Raw genomic sequence first — 19720 nt, forward strand, 5'->3', positions numbered from 1 at the left:
CACCCGTGCCGACCCATTCGAAAAGACTGGCGGAAACACCACGAAGGGATGAAGTGCCCCCGGATCGCTGACGGTTCGGCGCACGCGGGGACATCCTGTCCGGGTCCCAAGCGTGTCGCTCATGCGTGTCCCGCACGCATGTCTTACTGGGGGTCCCACCACCTTGAACGGCAACACCTTCCGCATGCCCGCACGCCGCCTCGTCACCGTCGCGGCGGCCACCGCCCTCGCCGCGGGGCCCGCCGCCCTGGCCGGCACGGGCACCGCCCACGCGACCGGCGACCACGGCCGCGCGAGCGCCACCGTCCTGCGCACCGGGCTCGACGTGTCCCTGCTCAACAGGACGGTGAACGTCCCGCTCGCGGTCACCCTCAACGAGGTGCAGGCGCCCGAGAGCGCCCGGAAGACCGCGCTGACCGCCGAGCTGGACGGCGTCGACGGCGGCAAACCCTTCAGCGTCCTGCGGGCCGACGTGGCAGACGCCGGGGCGACGGCGACCGCGGCGAAGAGCGAGGGCCGCACCGAGCTGGCCCGCGCCAGGCTCCACGTCCCCGGGCTGCCGCTGCTGTCGGTGATCGAGGTCGAACAGGTCACCTCCACGGCGACCTGCGAGGCCGGGAAGAAGCCGGTCGCCGAGGCGAACCTGCTGGGCGCGGTGACGGTCCTCGGCAAGAAGGTCACGCTGACCACCGGCGGGACGACGGAGGTGAAGGTGCCCGGCGTCGGCGAGGTGCGGCTCGACCTCTCGAAGACCGAGACCACCTCCCGTACGGCCGCCGCCACCGCGCTGGAACTCAAGGTCTCCGTCAACCCCCTCGACCTGAACGTGGCCGAGGTCGACGGCACTCTGACCCTGGCCGAGGCGACCTGCGAGTCCCCGGCGGCCCCGGAGGCCGAGGCGCCGCCCGCCCGACAGGACGCGGAGGAGGACGCGGAGGAGGACGCAGGTCCGGCCGCGGAGCCGGTGGCCGGGGTGAAGGCCCAGGGTGCCCGCACCGAGACCGGTCTGGCCGAGACGGGCGGCAGTTCGGCGACCCCGTACGTCGCGGCCGGCGCCGCGGCCCTGGTCCTGGCGGGCGGCGGCGCCCTGTTCGCCGCCCGTCGCAGGCGCGGCTGATCCGGCGAGGGCGCCACTGGCCGACGGGGGAGCAGGAGCCGACCCGTGGGGGGTCAGGGGCCGACCCGAGGGGGTCAGGGACCGGCCCGTGGGGGAGCAGGAGCCGACCCGTGGGGGTCAGGGACCGGCCCGTGGGGGAGCAGGAGTCGGCCCGTGGTGCGAGGACCGGCCCCCGCGGCCCCTCAGGCCGGTGCCGTCACCGCCCGTCCCAGCGCCCGCAGGAAGCCGTCCGTCGTCGCCCGGTCCCGTACCGCCAGGCGCAGCCACTCCTCGCCCAGCCCCGGGAAGGTGTCCCCGCGCCGTACCGCGTACCCGAGGCCGCGCAGCCGGTGGCGTACGGCGGCGGCGTCCGGGAGGCGGACGAGGACGAAGGGGCCCTCGGCGGGCTCGGCGACCCGCACTCCGGCGCCGGCGAACTCCCCCAGCCCGGCGACGAGTCGGTCCCGGTCCGCGGCGATGCGGTGCGCGGCGTGGGCGGCCTCCGCCAGCGCCCTCGGCGTCACACACGCCTCCGCGGCCGCCAGCGCGGGCGTGGACACGGGCCACAGCGGCTGGGCGCGCTCCAGCTCGGTGATGGTCTCCGGGGCCGCCAGGACGTAGCCGATACGCAGCCCCGCCAGACCCCAGGTCTTGGTGAGGCTGCGCAGGACGACCAGCCCGGGCACGTCCGTGAGCCCGGCCAGCGCCTCCCGCTCGCCCGGCACCGCGTCCATGAAGGCCTCGTCCACGACCAGCGTCCGCCCCGGGCGGGCCAGTTCCGTGAGCGAGGCCGCCGGGTGCAGTACCGACGTCGGGTTCGTCGGGTTGCCGACCACGACCAGGTCGGCGTCCTCGGGGACGGCCGCCGGGTCCAGCCGGAAGCCGTCCGCCTCCCGCAGCAGCACCCGGCCGACCGTGTGCCCCGCGTCCCGCAGCGCGGCCTCCGGTTCGGTGAACTGCGGGTGCACCACGACCGGCCGGCGCACCTTCAGCGCCCGTGCCAGCAGCACGAACCCCTCCGCCGCGCCCGCCGTCAGCAGCACCCGCTCCACCGGCAGCCCGTGCCGCGCCGCCACCGCCGCCCGCGCGGCCCGCCCGTCCGGGTAGGCCGCGAGGGAGCCGAGCGAGGCGGCGACGTGCTCGCGCAGCCAGGCCGGTGGGGTGTCCGCGCGGACGTTCACCGCGAGATCCACCAGTGCCGAGCCGTCGTCGAGGACCTCGGCGTCCCCGTGGTGCCGCAGGTCGGGGCCCCCGGAACCGGCCCGGTCCCCGGCCTCAGTGTGCATGGGAGTGTGCGTGTCCATGCCCGTGATGGTGCCCGTGGTGGTGATGGCCGTCGTCGTCGGGGTGGAAGTGCGGCTGCTGCGGCAGCCCCACCTTGTCCTCGAATCCCGGCAGCGCGATCCGGTACACGCACGAGTCGCAGTTCATCCGGAGGTCGCCCTTGACGGCCTCCTCGTACCGCTCCCACACCAGGTCGAGCAGCTCCGGCTCCGGCCCGATGACGTCCGCCGACCGCACCCCGGTCTCCGGGTGGGCGGCGGCCCACTCCTCGGTCTGGTGCCGGACCCGGTCCGGGAGGATGCCGGTGAACAGGAAGTACGGCAGGACCACGACCCGCCGCGCCCCCAGCCGCACACACCGGTCGAGGCCGCCCGGCACGTCCGGCTTCGCCAGCGACACGAACGCCGTCTCCACGGCCGCGTAGCCGCGCCCCTCCCACAGCAGCCGCGCCGCCTTGAACACCTCGGCGTTGGCGTCCGGGTCCGTCGATCCCCGCCCGACCAGCAGCACGGTCACCTCGGCGGGGTCCCAGGACGGGTCGACCGCCTCGGCCAGCCGCCGCTCCAGCACCCGCAGGAGCGCCGGGTGCGGGCCCAGCGGACGCCCGTACGTGTAGGAGATGCCGGGGTGCCGCTCCTTCTCGCGGGACAGCGCCGCCGGGATGTCGCCCTTGGCGTGCCCGGCGGAGACCAGCATCAGCGGCACCGCGGCGAACCGGCGCACACCGCGCTCGACCAGCTCGGCGACCGCCTCGCCCAGCGGCGGCGGCGACAGCTCGATGAAGCCGCCCGCGACGGGCAGTTCGGGGTGGCGGCGGCCCAGCTCGCGCACGAAGTCGCGGAACGCCTCGGCTCCGGCCTCGTCCCGGGTGCCGTGTCCGGCGATGAGCAGGGCGGGCGGGGTCGTCACAGTTTCTCCTCGGGTTCCTCGGACGAAAGGGGTTGGTACAGCAGGGCGTTCAGCGCGGCCGCGGCGACCGCCGACCCGCCCTTCTCGGACACGTTGCTCACGGCGGGCAGCCCGCTGTCGCGCAACGCGGCCTTGGACTCGGCCGCGCCGACGAAGCCGACGGGCAGACCGATGACGAGCGCGGGCGACGCGTCCAGGGTGAGCAGCTCCTCCAGCGCGGTCGGCGCACAGCCGATCACCCAGAGCGCACCGGGCCCGACCTGCTCGTACGCCAGCCGCATCGCATGCGCGGAACGCGTCAGCCCGGGACCCGCGACGGCGTCCTTCAGCCGGCACACGGTCTCCCGCCGGGTGATCCCCGCCGCGACCATCTCCACGTCCACGACGACCGGCGCCCCGGCGTGCAGCGCGGCATGCGCCTTCGCCAGCTCGCCCTCGTCCGTGACGAGGTCGGACGCGTACTCCAGGTCGGCGGCGGAGTGGATGACCCGCTCCACCACCGCCCGGGTCAGCGGCGGGAAGTGCGAGGTGTCCAGCCGGGCGCGCAGCCGCCGGAAGGACTCCTGCTCGATGGGGTGCACGACACGGCTCACTTCGGCTCCTCCTGGGACGACGTCCCCTGCCAGCGGTAGCCGCGCGGCGTCACCATGCGCCCGGCGATCCGACGGGTCGCGGTGTTGCCCACCGTCACGACGGTCATCATGTCGACCGTCGCCGGGTCCAGAGCGGCGAGCGTGGTCAGGCGGCTGGACTCGTCGGCCCGCGACGCGTTGCGCACGACCCCGACCGGAGTCGTCGGCTCCCGGTGCTCCGCGAGGATGGCCAGCGCCTTGGGCAGCTGCCAGTCCCGGCCCCGGCTGCGCGGGTTGTAGAACGTCACGACGATGTCCGCCTCGGCCGCCGCCCGCACCCGCCGCTCGATGACCTCCCACGGCGTGTGCAGGTCGGACAGGCTGATCGACACGTGGTCGTGGCCCAGCGGCGCGCCCAGGATCGCCCCGGCCGCCAGCGCCGCCGTCACCCCGGGCACCCCGACCACGTCGATGTCGTCGGACGCCTCCGCCAGCGCGGGCGAGGCCATGGCGTACACCCCGGCGTCCCCGCTGCCGATCAGCGCGACGGCGTGCCCGCGCCGGGCCTCCGCGACCGCGGTCCGGGCCCGCTCCTCCTCGGCGCCGAGCCCCGACTCCAGGACCCGCGTGCCGGGCCGCAGCAGATCGCGGATCTGGTCGACGTACTGGTCGAGGCCGACCAGCACCGAAGCCCGCCGCAACTCGGCCTGCGCGCGCGGTGTCACCAGGTCCCGGGCGCCCGGCCCGAGCCCGACCACCGCGAGCCGCCCGCGCCCCGGCCGCCGTACGACGGCACAGGTCGCCATGGCGGGGCTCGCCGCCGACTTGCGCTTGGGCACGAGGAGTTCACCGCCGCGCACGAGCGCCGCCGCCTCCGCGACGGACGGGGTGCCCACGGCCGCGAGCGGGGCGTCGGAGGGGTTGGGCACCTCCACGCCCGCCAGCTCCCCGGCGGAGTACGTCACCAGGGGCACGCCGAGCCGCTCGGCCGCCCCGACGATCCCGGGCTCCTGCGCCTTGGCGTCCACGGTGGCCAGCTCGGCGACCGACGCGGCGGACAGCCCGGCGTCCCGCAGGGCCGCCTCCACCAACCCGAGTACCTCGTCGACCGGCGCGCCCTTGGAGGCGCCGACGCCGACCACCAGGGACGGCGGACGCAGCACCACCTCGCGCTCGGCCGGCTCCACCAGACGGTCCGTCAGCCGGACCGTGTACGCACCCTCCTCGGCGACGGGCAGGGGCGGCAGCGGCCAGCTCACCTCCGCCCGCAGCGCAACCGGCTCGCCGTCGAGCAGGGCCCGCGAGACCCCGGCGACATCGCCCTGAACGGGCAGCCCGAGCGTGTCCAGGCCGGGCAGCCCGACGGCGTCCGTCGCCGTCGTCACCACCGGCTCGGCACCCAGCACCGCACCGACCGCACGGGCGAGTTCGTTGGCGCCGCCCCCGTGGCCGCCGACCAGCGACACGGCGAACCGCCCGCCCTCGTCGACGCACACCACACCGGCGTCGGTGCGCTTGTCGTCCAGCAGCGGCGCCACGAGCCGGACGACGGCCCCCGTGGCCAGGAAGCACACGAGCTGCTCGCACTCGGCGAACGCGGTCCGTACGGCGTCCGCGACGGGACCCTCGTACACGCGCGTGCGGTCCGGCCACGCCGCGGCCAGCCGGTCCCGCGCCGCAGCCCCCGCCGCGGTGGCGGAAATGAGGCCGATCAAGGGGTAACTCCTTCGGTACGGCTGTGCGGCCTCACGCCCCACAGCAGGAAGACGGGATTGGTCGCCGCGAGCCGGGTCACGTCCCCCGGCAGCGGCGCGAGCCGGGACGACTGCAGCAGCACCCCGTCGCACTCCAGCCCGGCACCGAGCAGCGCCTCGCGGGCCGCGGGCACCCGGTCCAGCGCGGCCATGGCGACGACCACGGTGCGCCGCGCCCGCCGCGCGCACTGCGCGACGATCGCGGGCAGCGCGCGCCCACCGCCGCCGACGAACACGGCGTCGGGGTCGTCGCCCAGGTCGGACAGCACGGTGGGCGCCGCCCCGTGCACCACCCGGACGTCGACACCGTGGGCGGCGGCGTTGGCGCGCACGCGCCCGACACCGTCCGGCGTCTTCTCGACGGCGGTGACGGCGGCGCCGAGGCGTGCGCACTCGACGGCGACGGACCCGGAGCCGGCGCCGACGTCCCAGACCAGGTCGCCGGGGCGCGGCCCGAGCCGGGCGAGTGCCAGCGCCCGCACCTCGAACTTCGTGATCATCGAATCGCGGTGCGCGAACGCGGCCTCGTCCAGCGCCCATCCGGCGGTGTCCGGCCGCGGCGGTCCGGCGACCGTCCGTACCGGCCCCAGCTCCCGCGTCTCGTCCAGGCACAGCACCACGCTCACCGCCGTCCCCCAGTCACGTCGGGCCGCCTCGGCGGGCGTCAGCCGCTCCACGCGCTCCTCGGCACAGCCCAGCGCGGAGGCGACGACGAGGACCCGGCTGTCGTTCCTCAGCGCGGCGCCGAGTTCCGCCGGACCGGCCCCGGGCCCCGTCAGGACGGCGACCTTCGGATGGGCCCGGCACAGGTTCACCGCGGTCCGCAGCTCCCGCCCGTGCGCGCTGGCCACCACGGCGTCGTCCCACGGCAGCCCGGCCCGCGCGAACGCGGCGGCGACGGAGGAGACACCGGGCCGTACGTCGAGCCGCTCCGGCCCGAACCGCTCGGCCAGCACCCGCACGATCCCGAAGAACCCGGGGTCCCCGGAGGCCAGCACGACCACCCGCCGCTCCTTCGCGACGTACTCCGCGACCCTGTCGAGGGCGGGCGCGAGCGCTCCGAGGACGACCCGCTCGGCCCCCTCCGGCAGCCGTACGGCATCCAGATGCCGCCGCCCGCCGACGACCAGCTCCGCACCGGCGGCGACGTCCCCGCCGGGCGGCGCGCCGGCCCCCATCCCCACCACGGTGATCACGTGCTCGCACCCCGCGTGCGCAGCTCCCGGCGCGCCTCGGGGTCCGCCTTCCGGTAACCGTGGAAGTGCCCGGGGTGGTACAGGTGCGAGCGGGTGCCGTGCGCGTCGAGGGCCGGGCCGACCAGGAACAGGGTGTGCTTCCAGAGCTTGTGCTCCTTGACCGTCTCCTCCAGCGTGCCGATGGTGCACCGCACGACCAGCTCCTCCGGCCAGGTCGCCTGGTAGGCGACGACGACCGGTGTCTCGGTCGGGTAGCCGCCCTCCAGCAGCTCCCGCACCAGCTGGCCGCTGCGGGCCGCCGACAGGAAGATCGCCATGGTGGTGCCGTGCTTGGCGAACTCGCGGACCTCCTCCCCGGGCGGCATGGGCGTCTTGCCGCCGCCGAGCCGGGTGAGGACGACGGACTGCGCGACCTCCGGGATGGTCAGCTCCCGCCGCGCGAGCGCGGCGACCGCGGAGAAGGCGGAGACGCCGGGCACGATCTCGGTCGCGATGCCGATCTCCGCGCACCGGTCGACCTGCTCCTGCGTGCCGCCCCACAGGGCCGGGTCGCCGGAGTGGATGCGGGCCACCCGCAGTCCCTCCTCGCGGGCCCGCCGGTAGACGGCGACGACGTCCTCCAGCGACATCGTCGCCGAGTCCAGGACCTCCGCGTCCTCGCGCGCGTGCTGGAGGACCTCCGCCTGGACCAGGCTCGCCGCCCAGATCACGACATCGGCCTCGGCGATGGCCCGCGCGGCGCGGAACGTCAGCAGGTCGGCGGCGCCGGGACCGGCACCGACGAAGGTCACCTTGCCGGGGGAGACATCGGCCACGGAAGCCTCGGGAGCAACGGAAGCCATGGGATGGAGTCCTTTCCTGCGCATATTTCGCATATTTACTGCGGTTGTCGCTGTCGTGCGCACGGATACGCGCTCTGATCGGATAGCAAGGGCCCATGGCGGTCTTCGTAGCGCTCGGCGCGTTCCTGATGACGCTGGCCGGCGGCTGGACGGCACAGCGCGTGACCGACCGGCGCCACCTGGTCCTGGGCCTGGCCGGCGGCCTGATGCTGGGCGTGGTCGGCCTCGACCTGCTGCCGGAGGCGCTTCGGGCGGCGGGCGACGAGGTGTTCGGCGTACCCGAGGCACTGCTGCTCTTCGTCGCCGGATTCCTGCTCGCGCACCTGGTGGAACGCCTGCTGGCCGCCCGCCGCGCCGCGCACGGCGCCGACGAGCACGGGCAGCGTTCGCCCCAGGTGGGCCTGACGGCCGCCGCCGCGATGGTCGGGCACAGCGCGATGGACGGCGTGGCGATCGGCGCGGCCTTCCAGGTCGGCGGCGGCATGGGCGCGGCCGTCGCGATGGCCGTGATCGCCCACGACTTCGCGGACGGCTTCAACACCTACACGCTGACCAGCCTGTACGGAAACGCCCGCCGCCGCGCGATCGCGATGCTGGTCGCCGACGCCCTGGCCCCCGTGGCCGGTGCGGCGTCCACCCTCCTCTTCACCATCCCGGAGGGCGCGCTCGGCGCGTATCTCGGCCTGTTCGGCGGCGTACTGCTCTACCTCGCCGCGGCCGAGATCCTCCCCGAGGCCCATCACGAGCACCCCGCCCGTTCGACCCTGCTGTGCACGGTCGCGGGCGCGGCGTTCATCTGGCTGGTGGTGGGCGTCGCCGAATGAGGCGCCAGGGCCCGGGAGGTTCACAGCTTGCCACCCCGCCCGCCCTCGCGCCGGGCGGGCGCGATGAGCGTCGACAGATAGGGCAGCGGGCCACCGTCCAGCTCCGCCGCCGCCCGTACGGACTCCTCCGGCAGTCCCAGCGCCGACCCCCACACGGCGTCGTCCAGCCGCCCCGTCTCCCGCAGCGCCTCGGCGACCTCGGTCGCCTGCCGGCCGAACTTGTAGGCCACGACCGTCCCGGGCCCGTTCAGCGCGTCCTTGAGCACGGCGGCTCCCGCGGTGACCGGCACCAGAGTCAGCGGCTCGGTGCCCTCCGTCAGCACGGCGCCCGACCGCGCCGCGAGGTCCTGCATGGCGGTGATGCCCGGCACGGTCTCCACGACGGTGCCCGGCACGAGTTCGCCGACGGTCTGCGCGAGATAGGTGAAGGTCGAGTACACGTTCGGATCGCCGATGGTCGCGAAGGCGACGCGGCCGTGGCTCCGCAGCAGCCCGGCGACCCGCTCCCCGGCCGCGTCCCAGGCCGCCTCGCGCCGCGCCCGGTCGGTGCGCTCGTTGAGCGCGAACACGACCCGTACGACCTTCTCGGCGCCCACGTAATGCAGCACGGTCGCCTCGGCCCGCCCCCGCTCGCCGCCGTCTTTTCCATCAGACGCAGCCATCACGGGTACGACGACGACCTCGGCGGCGCGCAGCGCGTTGACCCCCTTGACGGTCACCAGCTCCGGGTCCCCGGGACCCACCCCGACCCCGACCAGATGGCTGCTCATGACGTCCGGCACCTCTCCACGAACCGACGGGCGACACCGGGCTCGGACGCCCAGTGCGTGTGCAGATAGCTCGCGTGCACACCGCGCTCCACAAATCCCTCGACGCGCCGCTCGGGCGCCCGCATCCCCCACGCCGGCGCGGCCCCGGCCCCCGGCTCCACGACCGTCCGGTGGAACTCGTGCCCCCGCATCCGCGTCCCCGCGACGGCCAGCGCGCTGTCGGAGACGGCGACGGCGTCCCGGTAGCCCAGCGTCAGCCGCTCCGACATCCGCGCGGAGGCGTCCAGCACCCCGCACATGGGAAGTCCGTCCAGCTCCCGGCACAGGTACAGCAGCCCGGCACACTCGGCGGCGACGGGAGCACCGCTGAGCGCCAGTTCGGCGACGGCCTTGCGCAACGGCTCGTTGGCGGACAGCTCGGACGCGTACACCTCGGGGAACCCGCCCCCGATGACGAGCCCGGAACTCCCCTCGGGGAGTTCCTCGTCCCGCAACGGGTCGAAGGTGACGACCTCTGCCCCGGCGGCGGCGAGCAACTCGGTGTGCTCGGCGTAGGAGAAGGTGAAGGCGGGACCGCCGGCGACGGCGACACGCGGGGGTGACTCCTTGACCGACCGAGTCGGGTGGGGGGTGGCCGCGGGTTCGGGGGTCCAGGGGGCGCAGCCCCCTGGCAACGGCCCGGCGGCCCGCGCCAACGCCGCCAACGCCTCCAGATCGCACCCGTCAAAGACCAGCGCGGCCATCGCCGCGACGGCCTCGACCGCCTCCGACCCCCGCTCGGCGACCGGCACCAGCCCCAGATGCCGCGACGGCGTCTCCACCGGCGCCGTCCGCCGCAGCGCTCCCAGCACCGGCACCCCAGCCGAATCCAACGCCTCCCGCAGCAGCGCCTCGTGCCGGTCCGACCCGACCTTGTTGAGGATCACGCCCCCGACCCGCACCTGAGGGTCCCAGGACGCGAACCCGTGCACCAGCGCCGCCACCGACCGCGACTGCGACGACGCGTCGACGACCAGCACGACCGGCGCGCGCAGCAGCTTGGCGACATGGGCGGTGGACGCCAGTTCGCCCTCCCCGGCGGCACCGTCGTACAGCCCCATCACACCCTCGACGACCGCGATGTCGCAGCCGCGCGCCCCGTGCAGGAACAGCGGAGCCACCAGCTCCGCCCCGCACAGGTACGCGTCCAGGTTCCGCCCCACCCGCCCGGTGGCGAGCGCGTGGTAGCCGGGGTCGATGTAGTCGGGCCCGACCTTGTGCGGCGACACGGCGAGCCCGCGCGCCGCGAGCGCGGCCATCAGCCCGGTGGCGACGGTGGTCTTGCCGCTCCCCGAGGAGGGCGCGGCGACGACCAGCCGGGGAACGGAGGGCGAGGTCACCACTCGATGCCCCTCTGCCCCTTCTGCCCCGCGTCCATCGGGTGCTTGACCTTGGACATGTCGGTGACGAGGTCGGCGCACTCCACCAGCTTCTCGGGCGCGTTCCGCCCGGTGATCACGACATGCTGGGTCCCGGGCCGCTCCCGCAGCACGGACACGACCTCGTCGGTGTCGACCCATCCCCAGTGCATCGGGTAGGCGAACTCGTCCAGCACGTACAGCTTGTACGTCTCGGCGGCGAGGTCCCGCTTGACCTGCTCCCAGCCCTCCCGGGCCTTCTCCTCGTTGTCCAGCTGGGCGTCGCGCTGGACCCAGGACCAGCCCTCGCCCATCTTGTGCCAGTCGACGGACCCGCCCTCACCACTGGCGCCCAGCACCCGCAGCGCGTTCTCCTCGCCGACCTTCCACTTCGCCGACTTGACGAACTGGAACACCCCGATCGGCCACCCCTGGTTCCAGGCCCGCAGCGCCAGCCCGAAGGCGGCGGTCGACTTGCCCTTCCCCACACCCGTGTGCACGACGACCAGCGGACGGTTCCGCCGCTGACGCGTCGTCAGCCCGTCCTCCGGTACGACACTCGGCTTGCCCTGCGGCATTACGCGGCCCTCCTGCTGCCCTGAACGTCCTTCACCAGACCGGCGATCGAGTCCGCCCGCAGCTCGTCCAGCGTCACCGCCGTGCCGCCCAGCTCACCGGCGAGCTGCCCGGCCAGCCCCAGCCGCACCGGCCCCGACTCGCAGTCCACGACCACGCAGGCCGTGCCCTCGGCGGCGAACAGCCGTGCCGCCCGCCCGGCGAGGGCGACCGGCTCAGGGCCGCCGGTGGCCCGGCCGTCGGTCACCACGACCACCAGCGCCCGTCGCGCGGGATCCCGCAAGCGCTCCACCCGCAGCACCTCATGGGCGCGCAGCAGCCCGGCCGCCAGCGGCGTCCGCCCGCCCGTCGGCAGCGACTCCAGCCGGACCGCCGCCGCGTCCACCGACGAGGTCGGCGGCAGCGCGACCTCGGCGGCCGAGCCCCGGAAGGTCACCAGCCCCACCTTGTCCCGCCGCTGGTAGGCGTCCAGCAGCAGCGACACCACGGCACCCTTCACGGCGCTCATCCGCTGCCGCGCCGCCATCGACCCGGAGGCGTCCACGACGAACAGCACGAGGTTGCCCTCACGCCCCTCACGGGTGGCCTGCCGCAGATCGTCCCGCCGGACCACCAGACCGGGCCCCGACCGGCCCCGGGCCCGCTGGTGCGGGGCGGCGGCCTGCACGGTGGCAGCCAGGTGCAGCTTGGTCAGCGCCCCCTGGGGACGCCGGGCTCCCGTGGTCCGCCCGTGCTCGGTCCGGGCCCGCGACCGCCGCCCGGCGGCACCCTCACCGAGCCCGGGCACGCTCAGCACCTTGGTGCGGAACGGCTCGGCTGCCCGTACAGGCGACTGCTCACTCCCGCCGCCGGAAGGCTGCGGCTCCCCGCCCTCCCCGGCCTCGGGGCGCGCGGCGGCGTCACCGTCGCCCTGCGGGGCGTCGTCGGGCTCCGGCTGACCACCGGGCCCACCGGGACCGTCGGGGCCCGGGTCGGGATCGTCGTCCCCGCCACCGTCCCCGTCCTGCCCGCCGAACTCCTCCAGCGTCTCGTCGAGCTTGTCCTCGTCGAGACCCGGCGCGTCGAAGGGGTTCCGCCGCCGCCGGTGAGGCAGCGCCAGCAGCGCCGCCTGCCGCACGTCCTCCGCCAGTACGTCCGTACGCCCGGCCCAGGCCGCCAGCGCGGTCGCGGTCCGGGCCATCACGATGTCGGCCCGCATGCCGTCCACCTCGAAGGCGGCACAGGTCGCCGCGATCTGCCGCAGCGCCCCGTCGCCGAGGCACACCGACGGCAGCAGCTCCCGCGCCGCCACGATCCGCGCCCGTACGGCGGCCTCCTCGTCGGCCCAGCGGGCGGCGAAGCCGGCCGGGTCGTCGTCGTGGGCGAGCCGGCGCCGTACGACCTCCACCCGCTGGTCGGGCTCGCGCGAGGCGGCGACCTCGACGGTGAGGCCGAAGCGGTCCAGCAGTTGGGGGCGGAGTTCGCCTTCCTCGGGATTCATGGTCCCGACGAGCAGGAACTTCGAGGCGTGCCGCACCGACACACCCTCACGCTCGACATAGGAGGCGCCCATGGCGGCGGCGTCCAGCAACAGGTCCACGAGGTGGTCGTGCAACAAGTTGACTTCGTCGACGTAGAGGATCCCGCGGTGCGCATCGGCAAGAAGGCCCGGCTCGAAGGCCTTCACGCCCTCGGCGAGCGCCCGCTCGATGTCCAGGGCGCCGACGAGCCGGTCCTCGGAGGCGCCGACGGGCAGCTCGACCATCCGCGCGGGCCGCGACTCGGACGCCCCCGTCTCGTGAGGTCCGTCCGGGCAGGCGGGGTCGGGTGAGGCCGGGGCGCAGGAGAAGCGGCACCCGGAGACGACGTCCACCTGAGGCATCAGCGCCGACAGCGCGCGCACGGCCGTGGACTTGGCGGTGCCCTTCTCGCCGCGCACCAGCACGCCGCCGACGGCCGGGGAGACGGCGTTCAGCAGCAGCGCGAGCCGCAGGTCGTCCTGGCCGACCACGGCCGTGAACGGGAACGGGGTACTCACTTCTCGTCGCCCTCCAAGTCGCCCTCGAGCTCCAGATAGGTGGCGCGCAGCCGCTCCAGCGTCTCCGCGTCCGGCTCCGCCCACAGGCCGCGGTCGGCGGCCTCCAGCAGCCGCTCGGTGATGCCCCGCAGCGCCCAAGGGTTGGACTTCTTCATGAAGTCCCGGTTCTCCGGGTCGAAGACGTACTCGGCGCTGAGCTTCTCGTACATCCAGTCGTCCACGACCCCGGCCGTGGCGTCGTACCCGAAGAGGTAGTCGACGGTGGCCGCCATCTCGAAGGCGCCCTTGTAGCCGTGCCGCCGCATCGCCGCCATCCAGCGCGGGTTGACGACGCGGGCGCGGAAGACCCGGTGGGTCTCCTCGCCCAGCGTCCGCGTCTTGACCTGGTCGGGGGTGGCCGAGTCGCCGACGTACGCCTCCGGGCTCTCGCCCGTCAGGTGGCGCACCATCGCGACCATGCCGCCGTGGTACTGGAAGTAGTCGTCGGCGTCGACGAGGTCGTGCTCGCGCGTGTCGACGTTCTTCGCCGCCACCGCGATCCGCCGGAACGCCGTCTCCATGTCCCCGCGCGCCGCCCGCCCGTCGAGCCCGCGCCCGTAGGCGTAGCCGCCCCACACCGCGTACACCTCGGCGAGGTCCGCGTCGGAGCGCCAGTTGCGGGCGTCGATCAGCGGCAGCAGGCCGGCGCCGTACGCGCCCGGCTTGGAACCGAAGATGCGGGCCGTCGCCCGCCGCCGGTCGCCGTGCTCGGCGGTGTCCGCGTCGGCGTGGGCGCGCACGTAGTTCTGGTCGGCGGGTTCGTCCAGCTCCGCCACCGCCCGCACCGCGTCGTCGATCAGCCCCACGACGTGCGGGAACGCGTCCCGGAAGAAGCCCGAGATGCGCACCGTGACGTCGACGCGCGGCCGGCCCAGCTCCGCCACCGGCACGATCTCGAAGCCCGTCACCCGCCTCGACGCGTCGTCCCACACCGGACGGCAGCCCAGCAGCGCCAGGATCTCCGCGATGTCGTCGCCCTGGGTGCGCATCGCGGACGTGCCCCACACCGTGAGGCCGACGGACTTCGGGTACTCGCCGGTGTCGCTCAGATAGCGCTGGATCAGCGAGTCCGCGAGGGACTGGCCGACCTCCCAGCTCAGCCGGGAAGGGATCGCCTTCGGGTCGACGGAGTAGAAGTTCCGGCCGGTCGGCAGGACGTTGACCAGCCCGCGGGTCGGGGAGCCCGACGGGCCCGCCGGAACGTAACCGCCGTCCAGGGCCCGCAGGATGTGCCCGATCTCGTCCGTCGTCCGGGCCAGCCGCGGCACGACCTCCGTGCAGGCGAACTCCAGCACGGCCACCGCGTCGGGGAGTTCGGCGCCGCCCAGCACCTCGCGCACCAGGGCCGGTACGGCCGCGGTGTCCCACGCGCGGAACTCCATCCCCTCCGCGAACCGCCGGCACAGCTGCTCCAGCAGGTCGACCGCGTCGGCGGCGCTGCGGGAAGGCCCGTCGACCAGATCCGTCAGCTCCACCGGCACCTTCACCGGCGCGCCCGGCTCCGCCAGCAGCTCCTTCTCCACCAGCCCGAAGTGCTCGGCCAGCGACGCCCGCAGCCCCGGCAGCGCGTTCGCCTGCCCGCCCCACACCTGCGAGGCGCGCAGCACCGCCAGCACGAGGTTGACGCGCGGCTCGCCGACCGGGCCGCCGCCCAGGATGTGCAGGCCGTCGCGGATCTGCACGTCCTTGATCTCGCACAGATAGCCGTCGATGTGCATGACGAACTCGTCGAACGCCTCGTCGTCCGGCTGGTCGTCGACGTGCAGGTCGTGATGGAGCTCGGCCGCCTTGACCAGCGTCCAGATCTGCGCGCGGACCGCCGGCGCCTTGGCCGGGTCCAGGTCGGAGACGAGCGCGTACTCGTCGAGCAGCTGCTCCAGCTTGGCCAGGTCGCCGTACGTGTCGGCGCGCGCCATCGGCGGCACCAGGTGGTCGACGACCGTGGCGTGCCCGCGCCGCTTGGCCTGGGTGCCCTCGCCGGGGTCGTTGACGATGAACGGGTAGATCAGCGGCAGGTCGCCCAGCACCGCGTCCGGCGCGCAGCCCGCGCTCAGCCCGAGGCCCTTGCCGGGCAGCCACTCCATCGTGCCGTGCTTGCCCATGTGCACGATCGCGTCGGCGCCGAAACTGTTGTCCAGCCAGCGGTACGCCGCCATGTAGTGGTGCGACGGCGGCATGTCGGGGTCGTGGTAGATCGCGATCGGGTTCTCGCCGAAACCGCGCGGCGGCTGGATCATGACCACGACGTTCCCGAACTGGAGCGACGCGAGCACGATGTCGTCCCCGTCGACGTACAGCGAACCCGGCGGCTCGCCCCACGCCTCCCGCATGCCGTCCCGCAGTTCCGGATCCAGCTTCTCGAACCACGCCCGGTAGTCGGCCAGCGGCACCCGCGCGGGGGCGGCGGCCAGCTGGTCCTCCGTCAGCCACTCGACGTCGTGGCCACCGGCCGCGATCAGCCGGTGGATCAGCTCGTCGCCACCGGACGGGTAGTCGGTGAGGGAGTACCCCGCGTCCCGCAGCGCGTCCAGGACCCGGACCGCGGAGGCCGGGGTGTCGAGGCCCACCGCGTTGCCGACGCGGGAGTGCTTGGTCGGGTACGCGGTGAAGACCAGCGCGAGCTTCTTGTCGGCGTTCGCCTTGTACCCGAGCGCCGCGTGCCGTACGGCGATCCCGGCGACCCGCCCGGCCCGCTCGGGGTCGGCGACGTACACCGGGACCTCGTCCGGCCCCTGCTCCTTGAAGGAGAACGGCACGGTGACCAGACGCCCGTCGAACTCCGGGATCGCGACCTGCATCGCCGCGTCCATGGGGGACAGGGCGGCGTCGGACGCCTCCCAGGCGGCGCGGGAGGAGGTGAGGCAGAGGCCTTGCAGCACCGGGACGTTCAGGTCGGCCAGCGCGCCGATGTCCCAGGCCTCCTCGTCGCCGCCCGCCGACGCCCGCGAGGCGTGCGTGCCGCCGGCCGCGAGGACGGTGGCGACCAGGGCGTCGGCCCGGCCCAGCAGCTCGTACAGCCCCGGGTCCGCGTCGCGTAGCGAACCGCAGTACACGGGCAGCGCGTTGGCCCCGTGTGCCTCGATCGCGTCGCACAGCGTGTCGACGAAGGCGGTGTTGCCGCTCAGCTGATGTGCCCGGTAGAAGAGCACGCCGACCGTCGGGCGGCCCGACTCGACGGCCCGGGAGCCGTGGACGCCGTACTCCGGCATCTTCTCCGGCTCGTCGAAGCCCTCGCCGGTCAGCAGCACCGTGTCCGACAGGAAGCGCGCCAGGTGCGTGAGGTTGGCGGGCCCGCCCTCGACGAGGTAGCGCAGCGCCTCGGCCACCACCCCGGCCGGCACCGACGACTCGGCCATCAGCTCCGCGTCCGGCACGCTCTCGCCGCCCAGCAGGACGGTCGGGACACCGGCGGACTTCAGCGCGGCGAGCCCGTCCTCCCAGGCCCGCTTGCCGCCCAGCAGTCGTACGACGGCGATGTCCGCGCCGTCGAGGAGCGCGGGCAGCTCCTCCGTCACGTCGACCCGGGTCGGGTTGCCGATCCGGTAGGCGGCGTCCGACGCGCGGGCCGCCAGCAGGTCCGTGTCGGCGGTCGACAACAACAACACTGTGCTCATGCGGGCGCTCCCGGTGGAATGAAGGGCAGTCCTTGTGGCGCGCCGGACTCGATGAGCCGCCACAGCGCGTCCGTGTCCGCGTGGTGTTCGATCAGATCGCCGAGCCGGTCGAGCTGCTCCTCGCGCAGCGCGGCGAACGAGGTGTCGGGGGCCGGCACGAAGCGGCGGCCCGCGGCGGCGGCCACCTCGCCGAGGAACGCCCGCCGGAAGCCGTCCGACTCCAGCGAGCCGTGCCAGTGCGTGCCCCAGGTCTGGCCGACCCGGCAGCCGTCCAAGAAGGGTGTACCACCGGTCACTTCGGCGACCCCGTGGTGGATCTCGTAGCCCTCGACGTGCTCGCCGAGGGCCTCGCCCACCGGTCGCGTGAGGGTCTTCTCGCGGGCGAACCGCACCCGCACGGGCAGCAGTCCGAGCCCGTCCACATGCCCGGCGCGGGACTCGACCTCGTCCTCGATGTGCTCGCCGAGCAACTGGAAACCGCCGCAGATGCCGAGCACGGGCCGCCGCTCGGCCACCCTGCGCGCGATGGCGTCCGCGAGCCCGCGCTCCCGCAGCCACTGAAGCGCCCGGACCGTCCCCCGCGTCCCCGGCACGATGACGAGATCCGCGTCGGCCAGCTCCTCCGGCCGGTCCACGAAGCGCACCACGACACCGGGTTCGGCGGCCAGCGCGTCCACGTCCGTGAAGTTGGACATCAGCGGCACCGCGCAGACGGCGACCCGCAGCACGTCCTCGCCGACGGGCGGCGCGACGACCGACTCCCGCACCGTCCCCCGCAGCGAGACCCTCAGGCCGTCCTCCTCGTCGATGCCGAGCCCGTGCCGGAAGGGCAGCACGCCGTACGTGTGCCGTCCGGTGAGCCCGTGCAGCATGTCCAGGCCGGGCTCCAGCAGCGACACGTCGCCCCGGAACTTGTTGACGAGGAACCCGGCGACGAGCGCCTGGTCCTCGGGGGACAGCAGCGCCACCGTGCCGAAGAAGGACGCGAAGACGCCCCCGCGGTCGATGTCGCCGACGACGAGGACGGGAAGGCCGGCGCCCCGGGCGATCCCCATGTTCACGATGTCGGTCCGGCGCAGGTTGATCTCGGCCGGACTGCCCGCCCCCTCGCAGATCACCGCGTCGTACGTGCTCCGCAGCTCGGCCAGGCAGTCGAGCACCGTGCCGAGCAACTGCTGCTGCCGGCCGCCGTGGTAGCCGCGGGCGCTCATCTCCCCGACCGGCCTGCCGAGCAGCACGACCTGGCTGCTGCGCTCACCGCCCGGCTTCAGCAGTACCGGGTTCATCTGCGCGGTGGGCTCCACGCGGCACGCCTGGGCCTGCATGGCCTGCGCCCGCCCGATCTCGGCGCCCTCGCGGGTGACGAAGGAGTTCAGCGACATGTTCTGCGCCTTGAAGGGCGCGACCTTCACACCCTGACGCACCAGCCAGCGGCAGATCCCGGCGGTGACGACGCTCTTGCCTGCGTCGGAGGTGGTGCCGGCGACGAGGAGGCCACCGCTCATGAGTCACGTCCCTTCGTGAGTGCCCGCGCGCCCGCCCGGCGGGCCAGCAGCCGCACGCCCGCGCACACGCCCAGCGCCAGCCAGCCCACGCGCCGGGAGAGCCGTACGGCCCGGTCGATGTCGCCGCGGCCGGCCCGGACGGCGCGCCCCGCCGCCCCGTTGAGAACGGGCCGGTGTTCCACCCGGCCGCCGTAGGAGAGCGTGCCGCCGAGCCGTACCCCCAGGGCGCCCGCGAAGGACGCCTCCACGGGGCCGGCGTTGGGGCTCGGATGCCGCGCGGCGTCGGAGCGCCAGGCCCGTACGGCCCCCTGCGGATCACCGCCGGCCACGGTGGTCAGAACGGCGGTCAGCCGGGCGCCCGGCCAGCCCGCGAGGTCGTCGAGGCGGGCCGAGGCCCAGCCGTACCGCCGGTACCTGGCGGACTTGTGGCCGACCATGGCGTCCAGGGTGTTGACGGCCCGGAAGCCGAGCAGCCCGGGCACCCCGCCCACGGCACCCCACACCAGGGCGCCCACGACCGCGTCCGAGGTGTTCTCGGCGACGGACTCCACGACGGCCCGGGCGATCCCGTCGGCGTCCAGCGCCTGCGGGTCCCGTCCGCACAGGTGCGGCAGCCGCGCGCGGGCCGCCTCGACGTCGCCGGCCTCCAGGGCGCGGCCGATGGCGCTCGCCTCGCGGGCGAGCGAGGTGCCGCCGACGACCGACCAGGTGGCGACGGCGGTCAGCGCGACGGAGGCGGCGGGGGAGCGGTGTACGGCGCGGGTGGCGGCCAGCCCGAGGGCGGCGGCGCCTCCGGCGCACACGGCGGTGTGCAGGGCGCCCCACCCGCGGTGGTCCCGCCACAGCACCCGTTCCACGGCACCTGCGGCACGGCCGAACGCGGCGACCGGGTGTCCGCGGCGCGGATCGCCGAGGAGGAGGTCGCCGAGGAGGCCGGCGGCGGCACCGTACGCGAAGACGCGTTCGGCACGCACGGGGCTCAGCCGGTCACACGGTCAGGGAAGGACCTGCTACTGAACGTCGATCGGCAGCCGAGCATGGCGGTATGTCCTCACTCAGGGTGTCCACGCCCTGGTTCGAAGAGACCGGCGGTGAGAGTTCCTGGCTCCCGGGGATCCGTTCCCCGGTCACAGTGGCGGGACCGCGCCGGATTCGCACCGGGCTTCCTCTCCTGCCGCCGTATTGGCTCCGGAAGTCCACCATGGCTCGCGAACACCCGTCAACCTGGCGTTGACCTGCGGCGGGGGAGTGTGCGAAGGCCCACACGCGGAAGATGTGCGCCGGCACGGAAAAGGGCGGGGCGCGGGACGGACTGGAGTCCGTCC

15 protein-coding genes and 1 riboswitch are annotated in these 19720 nt (G+C 74.7%); of the genes, 2 read left to right on the forward strand and 13 right to left on the reverse strand.

Annotation, left to right across the window (positions count from 1 at the left end):
* Positions 1-163: 163 nt before the first annotated feature.
* Complete coding sequence (locus QC283_RS37740; protein WP_279566307.1) at positions 164-1117, forward strand: SCO1860 family LAETG-anchored protein; 954 nt, start codon at positions 164-166, stop codon at positions 1115-1117.
* 182 nt (positions 1118-1299) lie between these two features.
* Here the strand turns inward: QC283_RS37740 and cobC are convergent, their stop codons facing one another.
* Genes cobC through cobM form a run of 6 tightly spaced genes read right to left on the reverse strand, consistent with a single transcriptional unit; the run spans position 1300 to position 7653 of the window.
* Positions 1300-2400, reverse strand: a complete 1101-nt coding sequence (gene cobC, locus QC283_RS37745; RefSeq protein WP_279566308.1) for an Rv2231c family pyridoxal phosphate-dependent protein CobC — start codon at positions 2398-2400, stop codon at positions 1300-1302.
* A complete protein-coding gene (locus QC283_RS37750) occupies positions 2372-3289 on the reverse strand; it encodes a sirohydrochlorin chelatase (protein WP_279566309.1) in 918 nt (305 codons plus the stop codon). Before QC283_RS37750 ends, cobC begins: the two co-directional genes overlap by 29 nt.
* Positions 3286-3882, reverse strand: a complete 597-nt coding sequence (locus QC283_RS37755) for a precorrin-8X methylmutase (protein WP_279566310.1) — start codon at positions 3880-3882, stop codon at positions 3286-3288. The genes QC283_RS37750 and QC283_RS37755 overlap by 4 nt, the downstream gene beginning before the upstream one ends.
* Entirely contained in the window at positions 3879-5576 is a 1698-nt protein-coding gene (cobJ, locus tag QC283_RS37760) for a precorrin-3B C(17)-methyltransferase (RefSeq protein WP_279566311.1), read from the reverse strand. The genes QC283_RS37755 and cobJ overlap by 4 nt, the downstream gene beginning before the upstream one ends.
* A complete protein-coding gene (cbiE, locus tag QC283_RS37765) occupies positions 5573-6811 on the reverse strand; it encodes a precorrin-6y C5,15-methyltransferase (decarboxylating) subunit CbiE (RefSeq protein WP_279566312.1) in 1239 nt (412 codons plus the stop codon). Before cbiE ends, cobJ begins: the two co-directional genes overlap by 4 nt.
* Entirely contained in the window at positions 6808-7653 is an 846-nt protein-coding gene (cobM, locus tag QC283_RS37770) for a precorrin-4 C(11)-methyltransferase (protein ID WP_279566313.1), read from the reverse strand. Before cobM ends, cbiE begins: the two co-directional genes overlap by 4 nt.
* A gap of 95 nt (positions 7654-7748) precedes the next feature.
* On the opposite strand from cobM, the gene QC283_RS37775 reads away from it, so the two are divergent.
* Positions 7749-8477 (forward strand): ZIP family metal transporter, encoded by a 729-nt coding sequence (locus QC283_RS37775; RefSeq protein ID WP_279566314.1) that lies wholly within the window; start codon positions 7749-7751, stop codon positions 8475-8477.
* A 20-nt stretch (positions 8478-8497) separates the two neighbouring features.
* Here QC283_RS37775 and cobI read toward each other — a convergent pair whose 3' ends face one another.
* Genes cobI through QC283_RS37810 form a run of 7 tightly spaced genes read right to left on the reverse strand, consistent with a single transcriptional unit; the run spans position 8498 to position 19369 of the window.
* Positions 8498-9247: a precorrin-2 C(20)-methyltransferase gene (gene cobI / locus QC283_RS37780; RefSeq protein ID WP_279566315.1), complete on the reverse strand. Its 750-nt coding sequence runs from the start codon at positions 9245-9247 to the stop codon at positions 8498-8500.
* The gene (locus tag QC283_RS37785; protein WP_279566316.1) at positions 9244-10629 is read right to left on the reverse strand and encodes a cobyrinate a,c-diamide synthase; all 1386 of its coding nucleotides are present in this window, start codon (positions 10627-10629) and stop codon (positions 9244-9246) included. Before QC283_RS37785 ends, cobI begins: the two co-directional genes overlap by 4 nt.
* Complete coding sequence (cobO, locus tag QC283_RS37790) at positions 10623-11222, reverse strand: cob(I)yrinic acid a,c-diamide adenosyltransferase (protein ID WP_279566317.1); 600 nt, start codon at positions 11220-11222, stop codon at positions 10623-10625. The genes QC283_RS37785 and cobO overlap by 7 nt, the downstream gene beginning before the upstream one ends.
* A complete protein-coding gene (locus tag QC283_RS37795; protein WP_279566318.1) occupies positions 11222-13237 on the reverse strand; it encodes a putative cobaltochelatase in 2016 nt (671 codons plus the stop codon). The genes cobO and QC283_RS37795 overlap by 1 nt, the downstream gene beginning before the upstream one ends.
* Positions 13234-16890 (reverse strand): cobaltochelatase subunit CobN, encoded by a 3657-nt coding sequence (gene cobN, locus QC283_RS37800; protein WP_279566319.1) that lies wholly within the window; start codon positions 16888-16890, stop codon positions 13234-13236. The genes QC283_RS37795 and cobN overlap by 4 nt, the downstream gene beginning before the upstream one ends.
* Positions 16887-18395, reverse strand: coding sequence for a cobyric acid synthase (locus QC283_RS37805; RefSeq protein WP_279566320.1), 1509 nt, complete (start codon positions 18393-18395; stop codon positions 16887-16889). Before QC283_RS37805 ends, cobN begins: the two co-directional genes overlap by 4 nt.
* Entirely contained in the window at positions 18392-19369 is a 978-nt protein-coding gene (locus tag QC283_RS37810; RefSeq protein WP_279566321.1) for a cobalamin biosynthesis protein, read from the reverse strand. Before QC283_RS37810 ends, QC283_RS37805 begins: the two co-directional genes overlap by 4 nt.
* Positions 19370-19471: 102 nt before the next feature.
* Positions 19472-19611: riboswitch (cobalamin riboswitch) on the reverse strand.
* Between the last annotated feature and the right edge of the window lie 109 nt (positions 19612-19720).

Origin of the sequence: Streptomyces sp. DH41 (assembly GCF_029813785.1) — a bacterium.
GTDB lineage: Bacteria > Actinomycetota > Actinomycetes > Streptomycetales > Streptomycetaceae > Streptomyces.

Coding starts and splice junctions, on each gene's coding strand:
- cobC (WP_279566308.1), bottom strand. CDS start 2,400: ATGGACACGCACACTCCCATGCACACTGAGGCCGGGGACCGGGCCGGT.
- cobM (WP_279566313.1), bottom strand. CDS start 7,653: ATGGCTTCCGTTGCTCCCGAGGCTTCCGTGGCCGATGTCTCCCCCGGC.
- QC283_RS37775 (WP_279566314.1), top strand. CDS start 7,749: ATGGCGGTCTTCGTAGCGCTCGGCGCGTTCCTGATGACGCTGGCCGGC.
- cobI (WP_279566315.1), bottom strand. CDS start 9,247: ATGAGCAGCCATCTGGTCGGGGTCGGGGTGGGTCCCGGGGACCCGGAG.
- cobO (WP_279566317.1), bottom strand. CDS start 11,222: ATGCCGCAGGGCAAGCCGAGTGTCGTACCGGAGGACGGGCTGACGACG.
- cobN (WP_279566319.1), bottom strand. CDS start 16,890: ATGAGCACAGTGTTGTTGTTGTCGACCGCCGACACGGACCTGCTGGCG.
- QC283_RS37805 (WP_279566320.1), bottom strand. CDS start 18,395: ATGAGCGGTGGCCTCCTCGTCGCCGGCACCACCTCCGACGCAGGCAAG.